Annotated in this window: 17 protein-coding genes; 15 read left to right on the top strand and 2 right to left on the bottom strand. The window is 55.1% G+C overall.

Annotated elements, in window-relative coordinates:
- The first annotated feature begins 28 nt into the window (after nt 1–28).
- The 3 genes from LKE88_RS01375 (at nt 29) to LKE88_RS01385 (ending at nt 925) form a co-directional block, all read left to right on the top strand.
- Complete coding sequence (locus LKE88_RS01375; RefSeq protein WP_105325658.1) at nt 29–442, top strand: peptide deformylase; 414 nt, start codon at nt 29–31, stop codon at nt 440–442.
- Between the two features lie 74 nt (nt 443–516).
- Nucleotides 517–711, top strand: a complete 195-nt coding sequence (locus LKE88_RS01380) for a hypothetical protein (protein ID WP_105325657.1) — start codon at nt 517–519, stop codon at nt 709–711.
- An 82-nt stretch (nt 712–793) separates the two neighbouring features.
- Nucleotides 794–925: a hypothetical protein gene (locus tag LKE88_RS01385; protein ID WP_255419926.1), complete on the top strand. Its 132-nt coding sequence runs from the start codon at nt 794–796 to the stop codon at nt 923–925.
- Between the two features lie 74 nt (nt 926–999).
- Here LKE88_RS01385 and LKE88_RS01390 read toward each other — a convergent pair whose 3' ends face one another.
- Nucleotides 1,000–2,520, bottom strand: a complete 1,521-nt coding sequence (locus LKE88_RS01390) for a WG repeat-containing protein (protein ID WP_118286696.1) — start codon at nt 2,518–2,520, stop codon at nt 1,000–1,002.
- Between the two features lie 221 nt (nt 2,521–2,741).
- Between LKE88_RS01390 and LKE88_RS01395 the strand changes: the two genes are divergently transcribed.
- Both LKE88_RS01395 and LKE88_RS01400 read left to right on the top strand, forming a co-directional pair.
- On the top strand, nt 2,742–5,747 hold the full coding sequence (locus tag LKE88_RS01395; protein ID WP_105325655.1) for a PD-(D/E)XK nuclease family protein: 3,006 nt from the start codon (nt 2,742–2,744) through the stop codon (nt 5,745–5,747).
- Nucleotides 5,748–5,752: 5 nt separating this feature from the next.
- A complete protein-coding gene (locus LKE88_RS01400) occupies nt 5,753–9,091 on the top strand; it encodes a UvrD-helicase domain-containing protein (RefSeq protein WP_276802472.1) in 3,339 nt (1,112 codons plus the stop codon).
- Nucleotides 9,092–9,176: 85 nt separating this feature from the next.
- Here LKE88_RS01400 and LKE88_RS01405 read toward each other — a convergent pair whose 3' ends face one another.
- Entirely contained in the window at nt 9,177–9,851 is a 675-nt protein-coding gene (locus LKE88_RS01405; RefSeq protein ID WP_276802474.1) for a metal-dependent hydrolase, read from the bottom strand.
- A 246-nt stretch (nt 9,852–10,097) separates the two neighbouring features.
- Between LKE88_RS01405 and LKE88_RS01410 the strand changes: the two genes are divergently transcribed.
- The 10 genes from LKE88_RS01410 to LKE88_RS01455 are packed head-to-tail and all read left to right on the top strand — an operon-like array spanning nt 10,098 to nt 18,380.
- Nucleotides 10,098–11,519 (top strand): sodium:solute symporter family protein, encoded by a 1,422-nt coding sequence (locus LKE88_RS01410; RefSeq protein WP_105325652.1) that lies wholly within the window; start codon nt 10,098–10,100, stop codon nt 11,517–11,519.
- Nucleotides 11,520–11,547: 28 nt separating this feature from the next.
- Nucleotides 11,548–12,735: a glucosaminidase domain-containing protein gene (locus LKE88_RS01415; protein ID WP_231085809.1), complete on the top strand. Its 1,188-nt coding sequence runs from the start codon at nt 11,548–11,550 to the stop codon at nt 12,733–12,735.
- 11 nt (nt 12,736–12,746) lie between these two features.
- Nucleotides 12,747–13,214, top strand: coding sequence for a tRNA (uridine(34)/cytosine(34)/5-carboxymethylaminomethyluridine(34)-2'-O)-methyltransferase TrmL (gene trmL, locus LKE88_RS01420; protein ID WP_105325756.1), 468 nt, complete (start codon nt 12,747–12,749; stop codon nt 13,212–13,214).
- Complete coding sequence (queD, locus tag LKE88_RS01425; RefSeq protein WP_118286693.1) at nt 13,211–13,573, top strand: 6-carboxytetrahydropterin synthase QueD; 363 nt, start codon at nt 13,211–13,213, stop codon at nt 13,571–13,573. Before trmL ends, queD begins: the two co-directional genes overlap by 4 nt.
- A complete protein-coding gene (gene folE2, locus LKE88_RS01430) occupies nt 13,567–14,337 on the top strand; it encodes a GTP cyclohydrolase FolE2 (protein WP_105325650.1) in 771 nt (256 codons plus the stop codon). Before queD ends, folE2 begins: the two co-directional genes overlap by 7 nt.
- A 1-nt stretch (nt 14,338) precedes the next feature.
- On the top strand, nt 14,339–15,535 hold the full coding sequence (folP, locus tag LKE88_RS01435) for a dihydropteroate synthase (RefSeq protein ID WP_105325649.1): 1,197 nt from the start codon (nt 14,339–14,341) through the stop codon (nt 15,533–15,535).
- Entirely contained in the window at nt 15,526–16,047 is a 522-nt protein-coding gene (folK, locus tag LKE88_RS01440; protein ID WP_105325648.1) for a 2-amino-4-hydroxy-6-hydroxymethyldihydropteridine diphosphokinase, read from the top strand. The genes folP and folK overlap by 10 nt, the downstream gene beginning before the upstream one ends.
- Complete coding sequence (locus LKE88_RS01445; protein ID WP_105325647.1) at nt 16,032–16,757, top strand: hypothetical protein; 726 nt, start codon at nt 16,032–16,034, stop codon at nt 16,755–16,757. Before folK ends, LKE88_RS01445 begins: the two co-directional genes overlap by 16 nt.
- A gap of 13 nt (nt 16,758–16,770) precedes the next feature.
- On the top strand, nt 16,771–18,000 hold the full coding sequence (locus LKE88_RS01450; RefSeq protein WP_105325646.1) for a glycosyltransferase family 2 protein: 1,230 nt from the start codon (nt 16,771–16,773) through the stop codon (nt 17,998–18,000).
- Nucleotides 18,001–18,047: 47 nt separating this feature from the next.
- Nucleotides 18,048–18,380, top strand: a complete 333-nt coding sequence (locus LKE88_RS01455; RefSeq protein ID WP_105325645.1) for a 7(1) septoil knot domain-containing protein — start codon at nt 18,048–18,050, stop codon at nt 18,378–18,380.
- The last annotated feature ends 118 nt before the right edge of the window (nt 18,381–18,498 follow it).

The following is an 18,498-nucleotide window of genomic DNA, read 5'->3' on the forward strand; positions in this document are numbered from 1 at the left end:
TACCGCATTTCTGCGTAAGGAGTAAATTATGGTACGAGAAATTATCCGGGATATTATTTTTTTGCAGCAAAAGGCCGTTCCGGCCGTCAAGGAAGACGCAGCTGTAGCCCAGGACCTGAAGGATACCCTGGAAGCCCATCTGGACCACTGTGTAGGCCTCGCAGCCAACATGATTGGCGTAAATAAGGCCATTATTGTTTTTCGGGAGGGGAACCATACGGTGGTCATGTACAATCCGGAAATTGTGAAGCATTCCCCCAAGGCCTACGACACAGAAGAGGGCTGCCTTTCCCTGTCCGGGGTCCGGCCCTGCAAGCGGTACGAAACCCTGGAAGTGACCTATCGGGATGCTCAGTTCAAAAAGAAGAAAAAGACCTTTCAGGGGTTCACGGCGGAAATTATCCAGCATGAACTGGACCATCTCCAGGGTATCCTGATCTAGCCCCAAGAAATGCCTTGACAACGGGAAGAAATACGCTTAGTGTATACTTCTGAACAATTGGAGGAGGGACTTTCATGAGCATACCCCAAATTATTGGCGTAATAGAACTGATTATCTGCATTTGGTACCTGCTGGCCCAAAAGCGTCCAGATACTTTCGCATTCTTTTTGCCGCCGCCCCGGGAAGAAAAGCTGACCCAGGTGTGCATCATTGCCCTGGTAGTGGTGTTTGGCATTGGCATGGGCCTGGAAAAACTGGGCGTGTACTGATTTTCAGCAGGATTTCCCCTGTCAGACGGCGAAAAGTAACCTTAGAGATATGGTCTGGTTTTGCCGTGAGGGAGATGGTCCTATGAAGGTAGAAAATTTGGCCAAGCTGGCCCTGGGCTTTGGCTGCCTGGCCCTTTTGAACCGGCAGCTGGTTTTAGGCGTCGGTATGATTGCCCTGAGCTGCACCCTGATGCGGCTGGCCCATCGGCAGTAGAGAATGACACAAACTGCAAAAAGGACTGTGAAAGATGAAGTTCATTTTTCACAGTCCTTTTTTTATTTACTGGTTTACCAAACCCAGGTGAGGTTTTTGTATTGGGGCGGGACTAGCCATTTTCCAGCCGTGTCTATTATGCCGTACCGGCCGCCGCTTTTGGCAAGGGAAAAGATCTTCAGAAAGGTGCCGGCCGTGGTGATGGAGTCCTTGGGGGCAGTGTAGACCACCTGACCATTGGCATCCACCAGGGAGTACTGTTTGTCCTGAATCAGCCAGGTTACCTGGCTGGTGCCGTAGGGCAGGAGCTTGGCTTTCTTTGGGTAGGAGGCCAGGACTTTGCCGTCCGTACCACTGACCAGTAGGGTGCTTTGCCCATCCCGGATCAGGTACCGGTCACTGCCTAGGAAGTAAGCTTCCTCAAAGGTGTAAGGAATAATCAGCTGTCCGCTGCGTAGGTCCAACACCCCCATCTTTTTGCTCTTTTCGTCCACCAGGGACAATTGGCCATTTGCCAGGGCTTCGGTCTGGCAGGCAGTATCTTCGGCAATATGGAATTTGCCGGGGCCGTACAGCAGCTTTCCGGTCCGGTCTACGAAAATGGTTTGGCCCTTGTCTTCCACAAAAGTGCCAAAGGGGGTCATGGGGTAAACGAAATCGTTGTGGCTGTCAATGACAATCTGGCCGGAACGGTCGATATAGCCCCGCTTTACCCCGTCCCGGGTCAGGGGACCGTTGGTCTGGGGGTCGTAGCCCAGGCCAAAATGAACGGCGCCGACAATACCAAGGACGGAAGCCCAGTTAAACCCGCTGACGTCCCGCTGGTATTCTGCCAGTCCATTTTGGAAGGGGAATACCCGGTCGTAGGGCAAGAGATACAATAGCTGGCCCTGGGAATTGATGGCCGCTTTTTTGCCGTCGGGCATTTTGACAAAGGCAATGCCTGCCTGAAAACCAGCAATTACGTCCTTATAAATCGGTGCCAGAACGGTTTTTCCGGTTTCATCCTGAAACCCGTATTTGCCGTCTTTTTTGAAGGAATAGAGTCCAGGAGGTTTTGTTTGCTGAAGCTCGGGACTGTCTGCCGCTAAGGGCTGGCCGTCAGCCGTAATGGCGGTCACAGCCTTTTTGCCGGTGACCGCAAAGGTGCCGTTATTGCCTAGACCAATGCTTTTGTACTGGGGCGGCACGGCTTCCTGGCCCTTGAGGTCTAACAGCCCCCATTTGCCGTTATCCCCCTGGAAAGCGGCCAAAATGCCCTTTTCCCGGGACTCCAGAGGAATGGTATCGGTGATTTTTTCTAGAACGGAGGAACGGCCCTTGGTTCCTGAAGACCCCAAACGGGGGAACAATATCGTGCCCAAAGTTGGGCCCAGCCGGTCCTTGCGGACCGTGGTGCTGGTATGGGTGCCGCTGCTGCGGGTGGTCTCCCGGGTAACTTCGCGGCTGGAGCTTTGGGTGGTGGTACGAACCTCCCGATGCTCATGGGAGTACACGTGGGCTCCTGTCTCGGCAAAGGCCGGTGGGGACAGAAGAAGACAGGTCAGCAGGGCAGCGGCGCTGCAAACGGTATGGGGTTTGGGGTGATGGTGCATAGAAAGCCTCCTTTAGAATCATGGTAAAAATAGATTGATTGATGAGAATTTTAGAATGATTATAGCAAAATAGTAAACTCCTCGTAAATAGAGGTTAACACAATACGTACAATTCTGCCCCCGGACTTGTTCCCCTAGGCTAATTTGGGTACAATAGAACGGAAACCTGATGATCCTGCTGTATCTGAATTTATTTGCACTCAAGCAGAAAGGAAAATGTTATGACCAAACGCTTGTATTCGCTGTCCCTGGGGGAAACCCTGCGGGAACAGTTTTTGGCGGACGCCGCCCAATATCCCTATGGGGAGGTACTGTATTTAGTGCCCAACCGGATTTTGGAGCATCTGGTAAAGGCCCGGGGTGTGGTGAAAACCCTGTCCCTGGATGCCCTGGCCGGAGAAATCTTGAAAGAAAATACCCAAGGAACTCCTCTGCGCCGCATTTCCCGGCAGGCCCAGAAGAAAATTCTGGAAGAAGCCCTGGCAGTGGCGGTAGAAGGGGGACAGGTGTCCTATTTTGCCCAGCTGGTGAAGAAAAAAGGCTTTTTGGACAGTCTTTTGAATCTGTTCAACGAATTTGCCCAAAACAGCCTGGCCCCGGAACAGTTTAACCAGATTCTGGTCAGCTGGGGACGGCCTGGAAAACTGGGCAAAAAGGACCGGGAAATGGCTTTGATCTACCTGCTTTTTGTGAACAAGCTCCGGGAGCAGCAGGTTACCGACCTGTCCGGCCGTTACCAATTGGCGGTAGAAGCTTTGCAGCAGGGAGGTACGGTGCCCTGGCAGAAATGCTATATCAGCGAATTCAACCAGCTTTCCTCTGTGCAATTGGAACTGGTTGAAGCGTTGGGAGATTTGTGTGACGTGGAAATAGGGCTCTTTTATGACCCTTCCCGGCCCGAACTCAGCGCCGTAACGGAAAATATCCATGCCCAGCTGGTGGGAGCAGGTTTTGCAGACCTAAAGGAAGCCCCCCAAATTCAGCGGCCAGCGGATTTGGACTTTTTTGCCCAGAACTGGCGGGGCAGCGACTACTCCCGGCCGGAAGCAGAGCATATCCATTTGGCAGAGGCAGGGACTCCAGAGCAGGAAATGCGCCTGGTGCTGACCCAAATCAAGAAAAAACTTCAGTCCGGCACAGCGCCCCAGGATATCCTGCTCCTGATGCGGAGCACCAGTGATTATCCCGGCCTTGCCCGGGCCTTTGCCCTGTACGGCCTGGAAACCACCATGCCTACGGTTACTGGCGCGGCCAGCCAACCCCTGCCGGACCTGATTACCAAGCTGCTCCAGGCTGTCAGCCAACCTCAGGACCTGGGAGCCTGGCAGAACCTGTTTCGCTGCACCCTGCTGCCTCTATTGTGGGACTGCCAGCGGGATGCCCTGGAGCAGGACTATACCCAGCTGTATTTTGAACGGGCTGGGGCACTGCGTTCCCATGTAAAGCGGGAACGGCGGATTAATGATGAGTTTTGGACGGACCTGGCTTTTTTCCAGGCAGACCATACGGCCAAAGAATGGCAGGAGGGCATGCAGGACCTGCTGGACCGGTGGAACCTGATGGGCCGGTGGGGAAGCCTGCACCAGGCTGGCAAAGTGGATCTGGCCCAGGTAAAGCTGATGGGAAATGCCGTGGAGCTGGTGAAGCATACCTTTGAAATGCTGGAGCGGACCTGGGAAGACTGCGGTCAAAAGGCTGCCGCCGTAACCCCAGCCCAGCTTCTGGAATTCTGGCAGGATTCCCTAAAGGGAGCCACCCTGATTCTCAAGGAAGGCAATCCTCAGGGCATTAGCGTCATGGAAGCCGGGGATATTCAGGGGGTTTCCTATCCCTATGTGTTCATTATGGGCCTGCGGGACGGGCTCTTTCCTTCCGTAAAGCGGGAAAGCTGGCTGTACAACGACGGGGAACGCACGGAACTCAACGGCCTGGGGGTGGAACTGGCGGTGTCCGGCCGCAGCCTGGAAGCGGACCGGTTCTTCTTTGCCTCAGCGGCTGCTATTGCTGCCCAGGACCTGTATCTGAGCTGGTACCGGGACGAGGAAGGGGGTCCCTCTCCCTATATCCAGGAACTGCTAAATTTGTACGCCGAAGGCTCCCTGGTGCCCCAGACTTTTTACGACAGTCTGGACAATTGCGCCAGCGAGGCCCTGCTGGAACAGCTGCTGATGCAGCAGGAAGCTTTGGCTCTCAAGGAACAGGCCTTTTTGGCTAAGCGGCTGGGCAGCGATTATGCCCAGCGGGCGGCCACCGGGAAAAAACGCTGGGAGGACCCGGAAAGTCCCTGGAACGGCACGGTGCCGGGAATCTTGAAGGAGCCCCTGCGGCTCAGCGCTTCGGGGCTTGATGTGTATCTTCAGTGTCCCTTTGCCTATCTGTTTGGCAATGTGTGGAAAATGGAACCCTGGGAGGAACAGACGGGCTACCCCGGTCCTGATGTGGTGGGAAGCCTGCTCCATGCGGTACTGGCGGAGTTCTTGAGTCGGCATCTGAGCAAGGCCCTGAGCTTCAGCGACCTGCCCCAGCTGCGGGACGAACTGCAGCAGGTTTTTGCGGACCAATTTGAGGCGCTGGTGCAAAGCGGCAAGATTTCCCAATCCAGTCTACTGCCCCATTTGCGCAAGGTCTATGGCAGCTGGCTGAGCAACTGGCTGAAGCAGGAATGTGAATACGAGCAAACCAGCAGCCTGCTGCCTTCCAAGCTGGAATGGAGTTTCGGCCGCAAGGACAGCCCTTGGCGTGCCCTGTGCCGGTATGTGGACGACAAGCCCGTATACTTTTCCGGCCAGGTTGACCGGATTGATACCAACGGAACAACTTACGCCATTTTGGACTATAAAACCGGGCAGCACCCCAGCGGGAGCCAGATCAAGGACGGGAAAGCCGTTCAGCTGCCCCTCTATGCAAGAGCCCTGATGGAACTGGGGCCTGTTGACCCGCAGAATATTTTGGGCGGGGGCTACTGCTCCCTGCGTTCCGGCAAGCGGGAAGGGGGAACCTGGTCGCCAGAGGCCAAGAAGTACCTGGACTATCTGGCCAGGTCCCGGGCTCCCAAGCTGGAGGAAAGTATGGAAAAGGCTTTTGCAGAAATCGACAAGGCTGTGCGGGCCCTGCGGCAGGGAGCTTTCCCGGCAGCCCCTTACGGCAGCTGTCCGCCCTATTGTCCGGCCAAGGATGTGTGCCGGATTTCGGAAAATCCCAAAAGCAGTGAACAGGAACAGGAGTGAAAACCATGGCAGATTTTACCAGACAACAACAGGAAGCCATTTCCACCCTGGACCGGAACGTATCCGTTTCTGCCGGGGCCGGCTCCGGAAAGACCCGGGTGCTGGTGGAACGGTTTTTGAAAATATTGGAGGAGGAGAAAGCCTCTGCCCAGGAAATTTTGGCCATTACATTTACCCGGAAGGCCGCCCGGGAAATGCGGGAGCGGGTACAGAAGGGAATTTTGGACCGGTTGGCGGAAGCCACAGACCCCCAGCGGCAGCAGTACTGGCAGGAGCAGCTGAATCAGCTGGACCATGCGTCCATTACCACCATCGACAGTTTCTGTGCCCGGATTATCCGGGAAAATCCGGTGGAAGCGGGAATGGACCCTGGCTTTGCCGTGCGGGAAGAATATGAAATTGCAGATTTTAGGCAAGAGGCCGTCCATACCTTTATGGATCAGGAGCTGAAAGGGGAAAACGAAGACTTTTTCGGCCTATTGGATATATATGGTCCCCGGCGGCTGGAAGAAATGCTGGTGCTGCTGATTGACGCGCTGCCGGATATTCTGGCGCTGGGAGACCTGTCCCGGCCCTATCAGGAAGAATTGGACAAGGAAGAAGACCTGAAGCTTGAGGCGGAGTCTGCCTTGGACGACCTTATTGCCGTCAAGGACACAGCAGGCCCCAAGGGCAAGGAACTTATCCTGCGGCTGGAAGAACAGCGGGACTCCCTTCATGAGGCCATTGCCAAAGGCGATTACGAAACGCTGGCAGAGGCTGTGGGAGGTCTTCGGGCGGCAGGCGCAATCAAAGACTTTGCCGCAAAGCTGAAAGAGACGGTGAGTACCCTGTTGGACCTGGACCTGAACCGGGCGGGCCTTGCCCAAGCGGCCCAGTGGCAGACCGTACTGGAGCGGCTGGACCAGTACCTGTTTACTGCAGCGGAGCAGCAGGAGATGTACAGCTTTTCCTATATTTCCGCCAAGGCAGTGAAGCTGCTGGGCACAGATCCGGAACTATTGCGCACCTACCGGAATAAATTCAAGTTTCTGATGGTGGACGAGTTCCAGGATACCAACGAGGAACAAAAGCGTCTGGTTTACCTGGTGTCCGGTGGGGACGCCAAGGTGCTGCGGGGAAACAATCTGTTTGTGGTAGGGGATGCCAAGCAGTCCATCTACCGGTTCCGGGGTGCCGATGTCAGCGTCTTTAAGCAGGTGCGGGATGCCATTGTGGCTTCCGGCGGCAAAGACATCATTATGGACGACAATTTCCGTTCAGCTCCAGAGATTATCCAAGCCTGCAATGTGTTGTTTGAGGACCTTTTGGGTACCGACGAGACGGCGGACGTCCAGGCCCAGTCCCTGACGCCCCACCAGGCTCCTACAGAGCTGCCCCGCTTTATGGTACTGAAGAAGCAATCCGAAACGGACAAGGGGGCTGCCCAGCGGGTCAAAGCCCAGTGGGTGGCAGCCGCCATCCAGGAGCTGGTGGCTTCCCACCCGGAATTAAAGTATGGGGACGTGGCCATTTTGCTGCCGGCAATCCGTTTGTCCCGGCAGTATGAAGAAGCGCTGGATGCTCTGGGTATCAAAAGCCAGGTCAGCGACGGCAAGGGCTTCTACGACCGGCAGGAAATTGTGGACGTCATCAATTTGCTGACCTGTCTGCTCAATCCTCGGAAGGACTGGGCCCTGGCGGGATTCCTGCGTTCCCCCTGGGGCGGCTTGTCCGACCCGGAAATCGGGGAACTGGTAAAGGATTACCCGGAGTTAACCCTGTGGGAAGCTCTCCAGCAAGCCCTGGAACCCCGGCAGGTAAAACTGGCCGCTAGCTTGCACACCCTGCGGCAAATGGCGCTGTACCAGTCCCTGCCGGAATTCTTTGACTGCCTGAATCAGGAGTTTCAGGCGGAACCCCTGCTGCTTTCCCAGCGGGGGGGCCGGGAAAAGCTGGCCAACTACCGTAAGCTGCGGACCCTGGGCACGGAAGCAGCCATGAACCAGGGCAGCAGTGTCCAGGATTTCCTCCAGCGGCTGCAGCTGATGCGGGCGCTGGGGGCACGGGAAAGTGATGCCAACCAGGAAGCGGATCCGGAGGCCGTGAAGATTATGACCATACACAAGTCCAAAGGCCTGGAATTCCCGGCGGTTATCCTGCCGGACCTGGATCAGAATGCACCGGCAGATAAGCTGGGAATCCAGTTCATTCCCCAGGCGGCCTTTGGGGTGCGGGTACCCAATGCAGAAGGAGTGCTGGAGAATACCGGTATCTATACCCTGCTGAGCAGGGAAAAATCAGCCCTGGAATTCAATGAAAAGAAACGCCAGCTGTATGTGGCCATGACCCGGGCAGAAAAATACCTGTATATGGTAAGTATTGAAGAAATAAAGAAAAAGCCTGTAAAGGAAGCCACCCAGGAAAAATGGGGAAGTGCCCTACTCCGGGTATTTGGCCCCCAGGGGCCTGCAGCCGGCAAGGTCGCCTATGATGAATGCCCGGTGGAGTCCGTGGGTATCCTCACGGAGGAAGGCATTTTGGCAAAGCGGCAGGTGCCGCATTCTGCGCCTCAGGTGCCCGCCAAGGTTTACCAGCAGGCTGCCCCGGTGGCCTTTCCCAAGGCCCTGCGGCTCAGTGCTTCGGCCCTTTTGGAGTATGATACCTGTCCCAGAAGCTATTACTATCACTACCAGCGGCATATGCCCCCGGTGGAAGTGGAAATGACGGGAACCGGCAAGCACCGGGTGTCCGCCATGGATCTGGGGACCTTTGTCCACCGGGTGCTCCAGCTGATGAATACCCTGCCCCAGGAAGAAGCTTTGGAACTGGCTCTGGCAGAAAACGAGAACTGGTCGGAAGAAAAGCGCCGGTATATGCGGGAAGACGGAGGAGCACTGCTTGGCAGCTACTGCGCCAGTCCGCTGTATACCAATCTGGAAGGTTATGAAGCTCAGGCAGAACGGGATTTCGACCTGAACCTGTTTACGCTGGGGCAGACAGAAATCTGGTTCCAGGGAAGCATCGACAAGCTGGTATTCCTGCCGGACCAAAAGCTGGGGATTGTGGACTACAAGACCGGCCATCCCCCAGTGGACGGGGAGGAACGGCAGGGGTATACCCGTCAGCTGGCCATCTACGCCCTGGCGGCAGAAACCCTGTACAAAGGTTATACCGTGGCCTGGGCCCAGCTCCATTTTCTCCAAAACAACAGTATTTGGGAATTGAAGGATAGGGAAGCCGAGACGGAAAAACTTCGGGCTCTCCTGAAGAACCTCAGTGAATGGGATGAGGAGACGGCGTTCCCGGTGCGGACCGAGGCCTGCTCCTATTGTCCCTATCAGTATTTTTGCACCAAAGCCTAAAGTGCCATAAAAAAACGACTTGCGAATCAGGTTGATTCGCAGGTCGTTTTTTTTGAATGTTTAGCTTTGTATGGTTCCTGTTTTCTTAGTCCAGTTCCCGGGTGGTGCCAAAGGGAACAATGATGACCTGGGTTTTGCCTTCGGTCTTCAGTTCTACGGATTTCTTGAACTTTTCAGGGTCCTGGGCAATCAGGGGCCAGGTGTTATAGTGGATGGGAATGACATAGGGGACTTCCAGGAACTGGGCAGCTACCCGGGCATCTCGGGGTCCCATGGTGAAATTGTCACCGATGGGCAGCAGGGCGTAGTCGATTTGCTCCAGCCGGGCCAGCAGCTGCATATCGGAGAAGACCCCGGTATCTCCGGCAAAGTAGACGGTCTTGCCGCCGAAGGTGACGATAAAGCCCGCAGCGTGGCCGCCGGCAATGCCGCTGCCGTGGAAAGCAGAGGTAATCCGTACGTGGCCAAAAGGAAATTCATGAGTGCCGCCAATATGCATACCGTGGGAACGGCAGCCCTGGTCCGCCGCAGCGTGGGCGATTTCAGCGGTGGAGATAATCAGGGCATCTTTGTTCTTGGCGATTTCGTAGGCGGAGCCCAGATGGTCCCCGTGGGCGTGGCTTACTAGAATGTAGTCAGCCTTGATGTCCTTGGGGGTCAGGCCTTCGGGGTTGCCTTCCAGATAGGGGTCGAACAGCAGGGTGGTGGTACCATCGGACAGGGTAAAGCAGGAATGGTGGATATAATGAAATTGCAGCATAAAATTTGCCTCCTTTAAAGTATTCGTCTTCTTTATTATCAACCAAAGTGTGCGTTTTGACAACTAGTCCCGTGCGGGGAAAAATCAAAATTTCTGAAAAATATTCGAATTTTGCCGGGAAAACTGGCTTTCGCTGGGTAACCTTTCTTTACAACTTCCGGCAAGTAAAGTACAATGAAGTTTGTTGAATTTTGAAGCTGTGAAAGATGGACTGGGAATATTCCAGAATTTGGTGAGGTGGCTACAGTGAATTGGTATTTGGCAGTAATCGTTGGGTATGCTGCACTATTGATTTTGTTGGGGTATTGGATTGGCAAGCACGTAAAAGGTGCTTCCGACTTTTTTGTAGGCGGCCGAAACTTTGGCTCCGGGCTGCTTTTTACTACGCTGATTGCGGCCAATATTGGCGCCGGTTCCACCGTAGGGGTGACGGGCCTGGCTTACCATTTTGGCGCCTCCAGCTGGTGGTGGATTGGCTGCAGCGGCCTGGGGTCCCTGATTCTGGCCTACGTGGTGGGCCCTGCGGTGTGGCGGCAGGCCAAAAAGCACAATCTGTTTACCATGGGGGATTACCTGGACCTGCGGTATTCTCCGGCTTTCCGGGGGGTAACCTCCACCCTGATGGCCATTGGCACCCTGGCCCTGTTTTCCGGCCAGCTGCTGGGCATCGCCTGGATTCTCAACGTGGCAGCCGGCGTGGACCGGACCCTGGGTATTATCATCGCGTCCGTGGTGGTGACCCTGTACTTCTCCGCCGGAGGCCTGAAATCCGCAGCCATCGTGAATATCATTGAGCTGGCGGTAATCCTTTTGGGCTTCTGCATTGCGGTACCCTATGCCCTGGCTTACGTAGGGGGCTGGCAGGGCCTGGTCCAGGCCGTCAGCCAAAATACCGGCAGTGCGGCCAAAACGGCCTCCTACTTTAGCTGGAACGGGATGGGGAACCAGGCCATTTTGGGATACTTTTTGATGCTGACCCCGGCCTTCTGTATTTCTCCGGGCCTTATTGGCAAGGTGTACAGTGCTAGGGACGAACACGCCGTAAAGGTGGGCACGCTGCTGAACGGCATTGTCCAGCTGCTTTTTGCTTTCCTGCCCATGCTGATTGGGATGTGCGCCTATGCGGCGTTCCCCAATTTGGGCAACCAGGAACTGGCTTTGCCCAAGGTTATGAAGGAAATGCTGCCCTTTGGCATTTCGGCCCTGGCCCTGTCGGCTATTTTTGCCGCAGAAGTCAGCACCTGCGACACGGTGCTGTATATGCTGGCCACGTCTTTAAGCAAGGACCTGTACAAGACCTTCTTCCGGCCCCAGGCTACCGACCAGCAGCTGCTTAGCGTCAGCCGGAAAATCTCCGTGCTCTGCGGCATTGTGGGAATTTTTGTGGCTCTCTTTATGGCCAACATCATTACGGCTCTGGCTATTTTCTATAGCCTAATGACTGTAAGCCTGGCAGCCCCCTTCCTGTTTGGCCTGTTTACCCAACGGGCTTCCACCAAGGGCGCTTTCCTGTCCGCAGGCCTTGGGGTGGCCCTGGTACTGGGACTCCAGCTGTTTCATGGGGGCAAGGGCTTTGGTATCTTGAATGCCACTTCCCTGGGAATTCTTACGGCTGCGGTGGTAATGCTCCTGAGCCTGTGGCTGTTTCCCCAAAAGAAGAAGGTCTAATATCATTGTTAGAGAAAGGAAATCCTGCGTGAACAAATATAAGCTGAAACAAGCGGTGCAAATCGGTCTTGCGGCTATGGTGCTGGGCGTTTTGCCCCTAAGCCGGCCGGTACAGGCTGCAGAAGAAACAAAGCAGCTGTCTTTTAAGGAACGGGTGCAGGCGATTGCCAACGCCCGGAAAGAGGATTTTGCCCTAAAAAGCGAGGAAATCCGGGCAAAGCGCCGGGGGGATAAGCCCCAAACCCAGGCAGAGGAGAAACAGCAGCCTGAGGAAGAAAAAAATAAAACAGCGGTAAAAAAAGAAACGCCTAAAGAGGACGCTTCCCAAAAGGAAACGAAATCGGCTAAAGAGGCCAAACGGCAAAAACCGGAAAAGCCCCAAAAGGAAGCCAAAACTTCTCCGCGGAACCAAGCGGCAGAGGCTGAAACACAGGCTGAGGACAACACCCCGGTGAATCCGGGCCATTTCAGCGCTTCCGAGCTGGCTGGACTTACCCTGCGGCCGTCCCTGGAAATTGAGGGCAAAAAGCTGGTTCTGACCGAGCCCATCAATTTTGAAGAAAGCCGCCAGCGTTCCTTTAAGGACCGGGCGGTAAAGGACCCCAGCCTGCAGCTGATTCTCAACCGGGTGATGACCAAATCCCAGCTGTGGAACATTCCCAAGGACTATGACCAGGTGACCATTGCCGGGGAGGCAGAAGCCACCCGGGACCAGGCTGTGGCTTTGCTGAAGCTGTACAATAACCGGCTGCCCATTAAGGCTACCCCGGAACAACTGGTGGAAATGTATTACAATGAGGCAGGAAAAGAGGGCATCCGTTGGGATTTGGCCTTCTGCCAAGCACTTTTGGAAACAGGTTTCTTCCACTTTGGAGGCACGGTGGTGCCGGCCCAGAATAACTTCTGCGGCCTGGGAACCACCAGCAGCCAGGTGCGGGGCGCCTATTTTGCTACCCCGGACCTGGGGGTGCGGGCCCACATCCAGCATTTGATGGCCTACAGCACCAGCCGGAAACCTTCCACGCCCATTGTTGACCCACGCTATCAGTTGGTTTATGATGGTAAGGTACGAAACGGGTTTTTCGATCGCTGGTCCCAGCTAAATGGAAAATGGGCTACAGGCAGCAATTATGCAGAGAAAATCATGAACATCCACGAACAGATGAAATCCTTGATTACCGTCTCTGGTGCTGACTGGCCCAAGGAAACGAGGTGAGCAAATTGCCTATGCATATTGTTCTGGTAGAACCGGAAATCCCGGGCAATACGGGCAACATCGCCCGGCTGTGCGCCGCTACAGGGGCCTCCCTGCATCTGGTGCGCCCTTTGGGGTTCTCCGTGGACGATAAGTACTTGAAACGGGCAGGACTGGATTATTGGCATCTGGTGGACATCCACTACTACGACAGCGTGGAGGAGGTGTTGGCAGCCTATCCTGACAGCCCCCGCTTTTTACTGACCACCCATGCCCATCAGTCCTATACCAGGGTCCATTACGCTCCGGATTCCCTGCTGATTTTTGGAAAAGAGTCCGCAGGTCTGCCGAAAAGCTTCCGTGAAGCCCATGCAAGTGAGTGCGTCCGGATTCCTATGGTGAGTGAAGCCCGCTCCCTGAATCTGGCCAACTCCGTGGCCGTCGTTTTGTATGAAGCCTTACGCCAAAATGATTTTGACCTTCAGGAGGGAACCATATGATTTGCATAAAAGAATTTGAGTTTGACGCAGCCCATTATCTGCCCAATTATCATGGTAAGTGCGAGCATCTTCACGGACATACGTATAAGCTGGTGGTAAAAGTAGAAGGCACCCCGGATCAGGAAGGCATGGTCCTGGATTTCGTCCAGTTTAAGAGAACGGTCAAGGAACTGGTGGTGGACAAACTGGACCACACCTGCCTGAACGACCTGCTGCCCCAGCCTTCCGCCGAACATATTTCGGTATGGGTTTGGCAGCAGCTGGAGAAGCCTCTGACGGGCCCCAACTACCATTTGGCAGAAGTGGAAGTTTGGGAAACCAAAACCAGCGGTATAGTCTACAGAGGTGAAACATGTTAAAAGATGTACAGGCACAGCAGGATGTGCGTCATATTCCCCTGAAACACGTGGGAATCAAAGACCTGAAGTGGCCCCTGGTGCTGAAGGACCCCAAACGGGGCGAGCAGCACTCCGTGGCCGTGGTGCAGCTGTCCGTAGATCTGCCTAAGGAACAGCGGGGCACCCATATGAGCCGGTTTGTGGAATGCCTGAAGGAGCTGGGGGGCGTGCGTCCCAGCGACCTGGAGAAATTCCTGGATAACCTGAAAGAGAAATTGGGAGCCCGCTCCGCCATGGTGAAGCTGGATTTCCCGTACTTTGTAACGAAAAAGGCCCCGGTCAGCGGCATTGAAAGCTACCTGGACGTGGAATGCCATTTCCGGGCGGAAAAAGGCGAAAAATTCGTCCTGGACCTGGGCGTGGATGTGCCCGTGCACACCCTGTGCCCCTGCTCCAAGGAAATCAGCAAATACGGCGCCCACAACCAGCGGGCCTGGGCCAGAATGACGGTCCGGAGCCAAAAACCCATCTGGATTGAAGAATTGGTGGAAATGGCAGAAAAAGGCGCTTCTTCGCCGTTGTTCTCCCTGCTGAAGCGGCCGGACGAAAAATTTGTTACGGAAGAAGCCTACGAAAATCCCCGCTTTGTGGAAGATGCAGTGCGGGATATTGCCCTGCAGCTGAACGCCGACAGCCGGATTGACTGGTACAGCGTCACCGTGGAAAGCCAGGAAAGCATTCACAACCACAACGCCTTTGCCACCGTGGAGAAGGGGGAGGAATAATATGTTTATTCCTGTGCCTTCCCGGCTGGTGCTCCACGAAATGGAGAAAATGGCTGTCCACCCAGTGGGCATCCAGATTATGGCCCCCAAGGCGGAGCTTTGCCCAGTGAAATTGTTCCAGGTAAAGTCCCCGGCGGCCAATATTATCAAGCAGGAAATGCTGTCCATGGGCTGCGAATGCGTCACCGTAAAGGGGGCCATCAATTGCAGCGTGCCCGTGGGGGATGTGCTGCTCCTGGGCAATAAGAACCAGTACCGCCATCTGGTGGAAAAACTGGAAACCATGCGGGCCTGGTTTGGCTTTGCAGAGGTTATTGCTGACCTGAAAGCCTATTTGGACGAAACGCCGCTTGTGACCACCTTGGCGGACGGCCGGCAGCTGACCTACGAAAAAATGCGGGTGATGGGGATTCTCAACGTAACCCCTGACTCCTTTTATGCCGGGTCCCGGGTAATCCAGGAGGAAACCCTGCTTCACACGGCCGGCAAAATGCTGGAGGACGGAGCGGATATTTTGGATATCGGCGGGGAATCCACCCGGCCTGGGGCGGAAACCGTGCCCCCGGAGGAGGAAATCCGCCGGGTGACCACGGCCCTTGGCCAGCTGCGGAAAGCCTATCCCGGGGCCATTCTCAGCGTGGATACCTACCATGCGCCCACGGCCAAGGCGGCCCTGGAAGCTGGTGCGGATATGATTAACGACGTGACCGCCGGCACTGGAGACCCTGCTATGGTGGAGGTGGCAGCGGCTGCCAAGGCCCCGCTGATTCTTATGCATATGCGGGGCACCCCCAAGACCATGGTGCTCCAAAGCAACAAAGTCTACGAAAATATCACTTCCGATGTGACCCAGTACCTGCTGGAACGGGCCAAGGTCTGCGCCGAAGCCGGTTTGGGCCGGGATAAAGTCATTCTGGACTCGGGTCTGGGCTTTGCCAAGAATCCCCCCCAATCCCTGGAAGTGTGCAATTCCCTGGAAGAACTGACGGGTCACGGCCTGCCGGTGCTGGTGGCCGCCTCCCGGAAGGGCTTTATCGGCAAGGCACTGGGAGACCTGCCGGCAGAAGAACGGCTGGAAGGGACCCTGGCGGTAACGGCTGCGGCCGTGTACGCCGGTACCAACCTGGTGCGGGTCCACGATGTGAAAGAAAATGTCCGGCTGATCCGGATGCTGGAGGCGATTCGCGCATGTCAATAGCCTACGTGGCCCTGGGCAGCAACCTGGGGGACAAGGAAGGAAACCTGCGGGAAGCGCTCCGGCGGATGGAAGAGCAGGGCATCAAGGTCTTGGCCGTTTCTCCTTTTTACCAGACGGAGCCCTACGGGGTAACGGACCAGCCGGTATTCTTAAACGGAGCCGCCAAGGTGGAGTGGCAGGGGGATTGTGAGGCCTTGCTTCACACCCTGCTCTCCATTGAGCTGGATATGGGCCGGGAGCGGAAGCGGCACTGGGGGGAGAGGAACATTGACCTGGATCTGCTGCTTTTTGACCAGGAAGTGGTCCATTCGGATGACCTGGTGCTGCCCCACCCGGATATGCAGAACCGGGCTTTTGTGCTGGATCCTTTAGCGGATATTGCCGGGGACGTGGTGCACCCGGTGCTGCACAAAACCATTGGCGCCCTGAAACAGGAACTCCGGGCCAGGGCCCAAAAAACGACAAATTCTGAATCAGACGGAAAGCAGGGATTTTCATGCAGAAACGATTGAAAACAGGCTGCTGCCTGGTTCTTCTTTATGCAGTATTTACACTGATCTCCAGTGCGGTAAGGGTGGTGCCCCAGGTGTCCGGGCTGCGGCTGGAAGCCATGCTGTCGCTGCCCTACGGCCTGATTTTTGGCCGGCTGGGCGCTATTAGTGCAGCCTTTGGCAGTGCCCTGGCGCTTTTTCTTGTGGGAGCCAATCTAAACCAGATTCCTTTGGAATTTCTGGCAGCCCTGATTTCTGCTTATCTGCCCTTCCGGGTCTGGCAGGGAATGAAAAGTCCCCAGGAACCCCGGCTGGCACTGTATGACCAGCGGACCGTTACCATGTTTGTGATTTTGGGCCTTTTGGCCGTGGCTCCCATGGCGGTTTATCCGGCGGTGGGTGCGGAAATCTACCAAGTGGTTCCTTTTTCAGCCTCCTTTTTCAAAATTCTGCTGCCTACCTTGCTTTTTACCCTGGCAGGCGGTTTCCTCCTGTACAGAAAGGCCTCGGCCTATTTCTTTGCAGGAAAGGGCGAAGCCCTGTGGCGACGCCTGGAAGATAAGAAAACCACTACCCGGAATATGGCGGTGGCTATGCTGCGGATTACTCTTACCGGGTTGTTTCTGGCAGCAGGCCTGGCACTGATGGTGCCGCCGGAATTCCATTCCAAGGTGGTGGAATATACCATGGGGGTTTTTGCCCTCCTGCTATTGGTCATGACCGGTTTCTAAAAGGATGGTTACCATGTACACGATCACCTTACTTGTGCAGCTTCTGCTGCTGATTACCTTTCTCTGGGTTGCAGGCACCACCCTCATGGGCCTGCTGCACCCCAAAAAAGACAAACCAGGAAGCGGAGCCTATTGCTCTATGGCAGTAGTTGTCTGCGCACATAATGAGGAAGCAGTGGTGGGGAAACTGCTCCAGAGTTTGGCGGAGCAGGATTATCCCCGGGATAAATTCCACGTGTTTTTGCTGGCGGATCATTGTTCTGACCGCACCGCAGCGGTGGGCCGGACCTTTGAACAGGTGACAGTGTATGAACGGAGCAGCGGCCCCCGGACGGGGAAGGGCGCCGTACTCACCTGGGGCATTCCGCTGATCCTGGAGAAAAATCCCGGGCGTTTTACCCATATGGTTATTTTTGATGCGGATAATGTGGCGGATACGGGCTTTTTGTCCGCCTTGAACCAGAGCTTTGACCGGGGCGGCCGCCTGATTATGGGCAACCGGCTCCCGCTCAATCCCTATGATAATATCATCAGTGAATGGTACAGCATGTACTGGCTGACGGTGGATAACCTGCTTTGCAAGCCCCACCACAGCATGAACCTATCCGCCATTATTTCCGGTACGGGGTTTGGCTTTGACCTGTCCCTGTTGGAGCCGGAGGGGTGGCATACGGTGACCATTACCGAGGACATGGAATTTTCCATGCAGCAGAACTTTAAGGGCGTTTTTTCCGATTATCAGGAGGAGGCCCGGTTCTATGACGAGCAGCCTACAGGCTTTGGCACCATGATCAAGCAGCTGCGCCGGTGGTGCACGGGAAATTTTGAGATTGCCCAGCACTATCGTACTGTCTGGTTCCGGCATTTTCGGGCCAAACCGGATGCCCGGCTGATTGATAACTTTGTGCCCATGCTGATGTGCACGGTGTTCGGCTTCTATTTCATTTCCAATGTGTTTTGGCTGCTGTACAACGCTGTTTCGGGGCTGCCGCTGTTTGCTCCCAAGGACGTACTGTGGTGGATTTTTCTCTACCTGCTGAGCCTGGGCATTGGCACCTACTCTGCAGCAAAGGGTGGGCTGAGCCTGACCAAGATGCTGCCGGGGATTCTGACCAGCGGGCTGTACTGCCTTTTGATCAGCCTGGTGGCTGTATATTCCCTGTTTAAGCCCCAGCGGGCCTGGATTCCCATTGCCCACCGGCATAAAGACTTTCCCACGGATTTTCCCGACTCCCCTAACTGAAAAAATACAGGAATTCTGTTATAATAGAGGAAAGGGAGGGATGTACCGTGAAGAAAACCTTGGGGCGTGTTTGGCTGATTCTTTTGCTGGTGCTGGTGCCTTTTGCTTCTGCGCTGGCATCGTCACCCATTAATGCAGGCGGCTATTTCAATGGCATTAAACTGATGGGCAAGGTGCGGATTGTGGAATACAACCCGGATGTAAAAGTCCAGGTGGTTACCAGTTTCCCGGACCTGAAAGTAAAAGTAGTGGACCATTTTCCTTCGGAAGTTGGAGAATGGCAGTTTGTGGAATACGGGGAGGATTTTACCGTTCAGTTCGTTACCAGTTTTCCGGACATCCGGATCCAGTACGTGACTGCTTTCCCGGGAGTACAATAATATGCTGCGAGCAATACGCAAAAACAAAGGATCGCTGGAACAAAATTGGTTCCAGTCGGTCCTTTTTCCGTTGGGACGGCAGGTCAACCGTTTGCCCCGGAACCAGCAAACATGGTAC

The sequence above is a fragment of the Acidaminococcus hominis genome (assembly GCF_022484025.1).
GTDB lineage: Bacteria > Bacillota > Negativicutes > Acidaminococcales > Acidaminococcaceae > Acidaminococcus > Acidaminococcus hominis.

Bases quoted from the DNA above. Each gene is read 5' to 3' on its own strand.
- LKE88_RS01375 (WP_105325658.1), top strand. From the start codon at position 29: ATGGTACGAGAAATTATCCGGGATATTATTTTTTTGCAGCAAAAGGCC.
- LKE88_RS01380 (WP_105325657.1), top strand. From the start codon at position 517: ATGAGCATACCCCAAATTATTGGCGTAATAGAACTGATTATCTGCATT.
- LKE88_RS01385 (WP_255419926.1), top strand. From the start codon at position 794: ATGAAGGTAGAAAATTTGGCCAAGCTGGCCCTGGGCTTTGGCTGCCTG.
- LKE88_RS01390 (WP_118286696.1), bottom strand. From the start codon at position 2,520: ATGCACCATCACCCCAAACCCCATACCGTTTGCAGCGCCGCTGCCCTG.
- LKE88_RS01395 (WP_105325655.1), top strand. From the start codon at position 2,742: ATGACCAAACGCTTGTATTCGCTGTCCCTGGGGGAAACCCTGCGGGAA.
- LKE88_RS01400 (WP_276802472.1), top strand. From the start codon at position 5,753: ATGGCAGATTTTACCAGACAACAACAGGAAGCCATTTCCACCCTGGAC.
- LKE88_RS01405 (WP_276802474.1), bottom strand. From the start codon at position 9,851: ATGCTGCAATTTCATTATATCCACCATTCCTGCTTTACCCTGTCCGAT.
- trmL (WP_105325756.1), top strand. From the start codon at position 12,747: ATGCATATTGTTCTGGTAGAACCGGAAATCCCGGGCAATACGGGCAAC.
- queD (WP_118286693.1), top strand. From the start codon at position 13,211: ATGATTTGCATAAAAGAATTTGAGTTTGACGCAGCCCATTATCTGCCC.
- folE2 (WP_105325650.1), top strand. From the start codon at position 13,567: ATGTTAAAAGATGTACAGGCACAGCAGGATGTGCGTCATATTCCCCTG.
- folP (WP_105325649.1), top strand. From the start codon at position 14,339: ATGTTTATTCCTGTGCCTTCCCGGCTGGTGCTCCACGAAATGGAGAAA.
- folK (WP_105325648.1), top strand. From the start codon at position 15,526: ATGTCAATAGCCTACGTGGCCCTGGGCAGCAACCTGGGGGACAAGGAA.
- LKE88_RS01445 (WP_105325647.1), top strand. From the start codon at position 16,032: ATGCAGAAACGATTGAAAACAGGCTGCTGCCTGGTTCTTCTTTATGCA.
- LKE88_RS01450 (WP_105325646.1), top strand. From the start codon at position 16,771: ATGTACACGATCACCTTACTTGTGCAGCTTCTGCTGCTGATTACCTTT.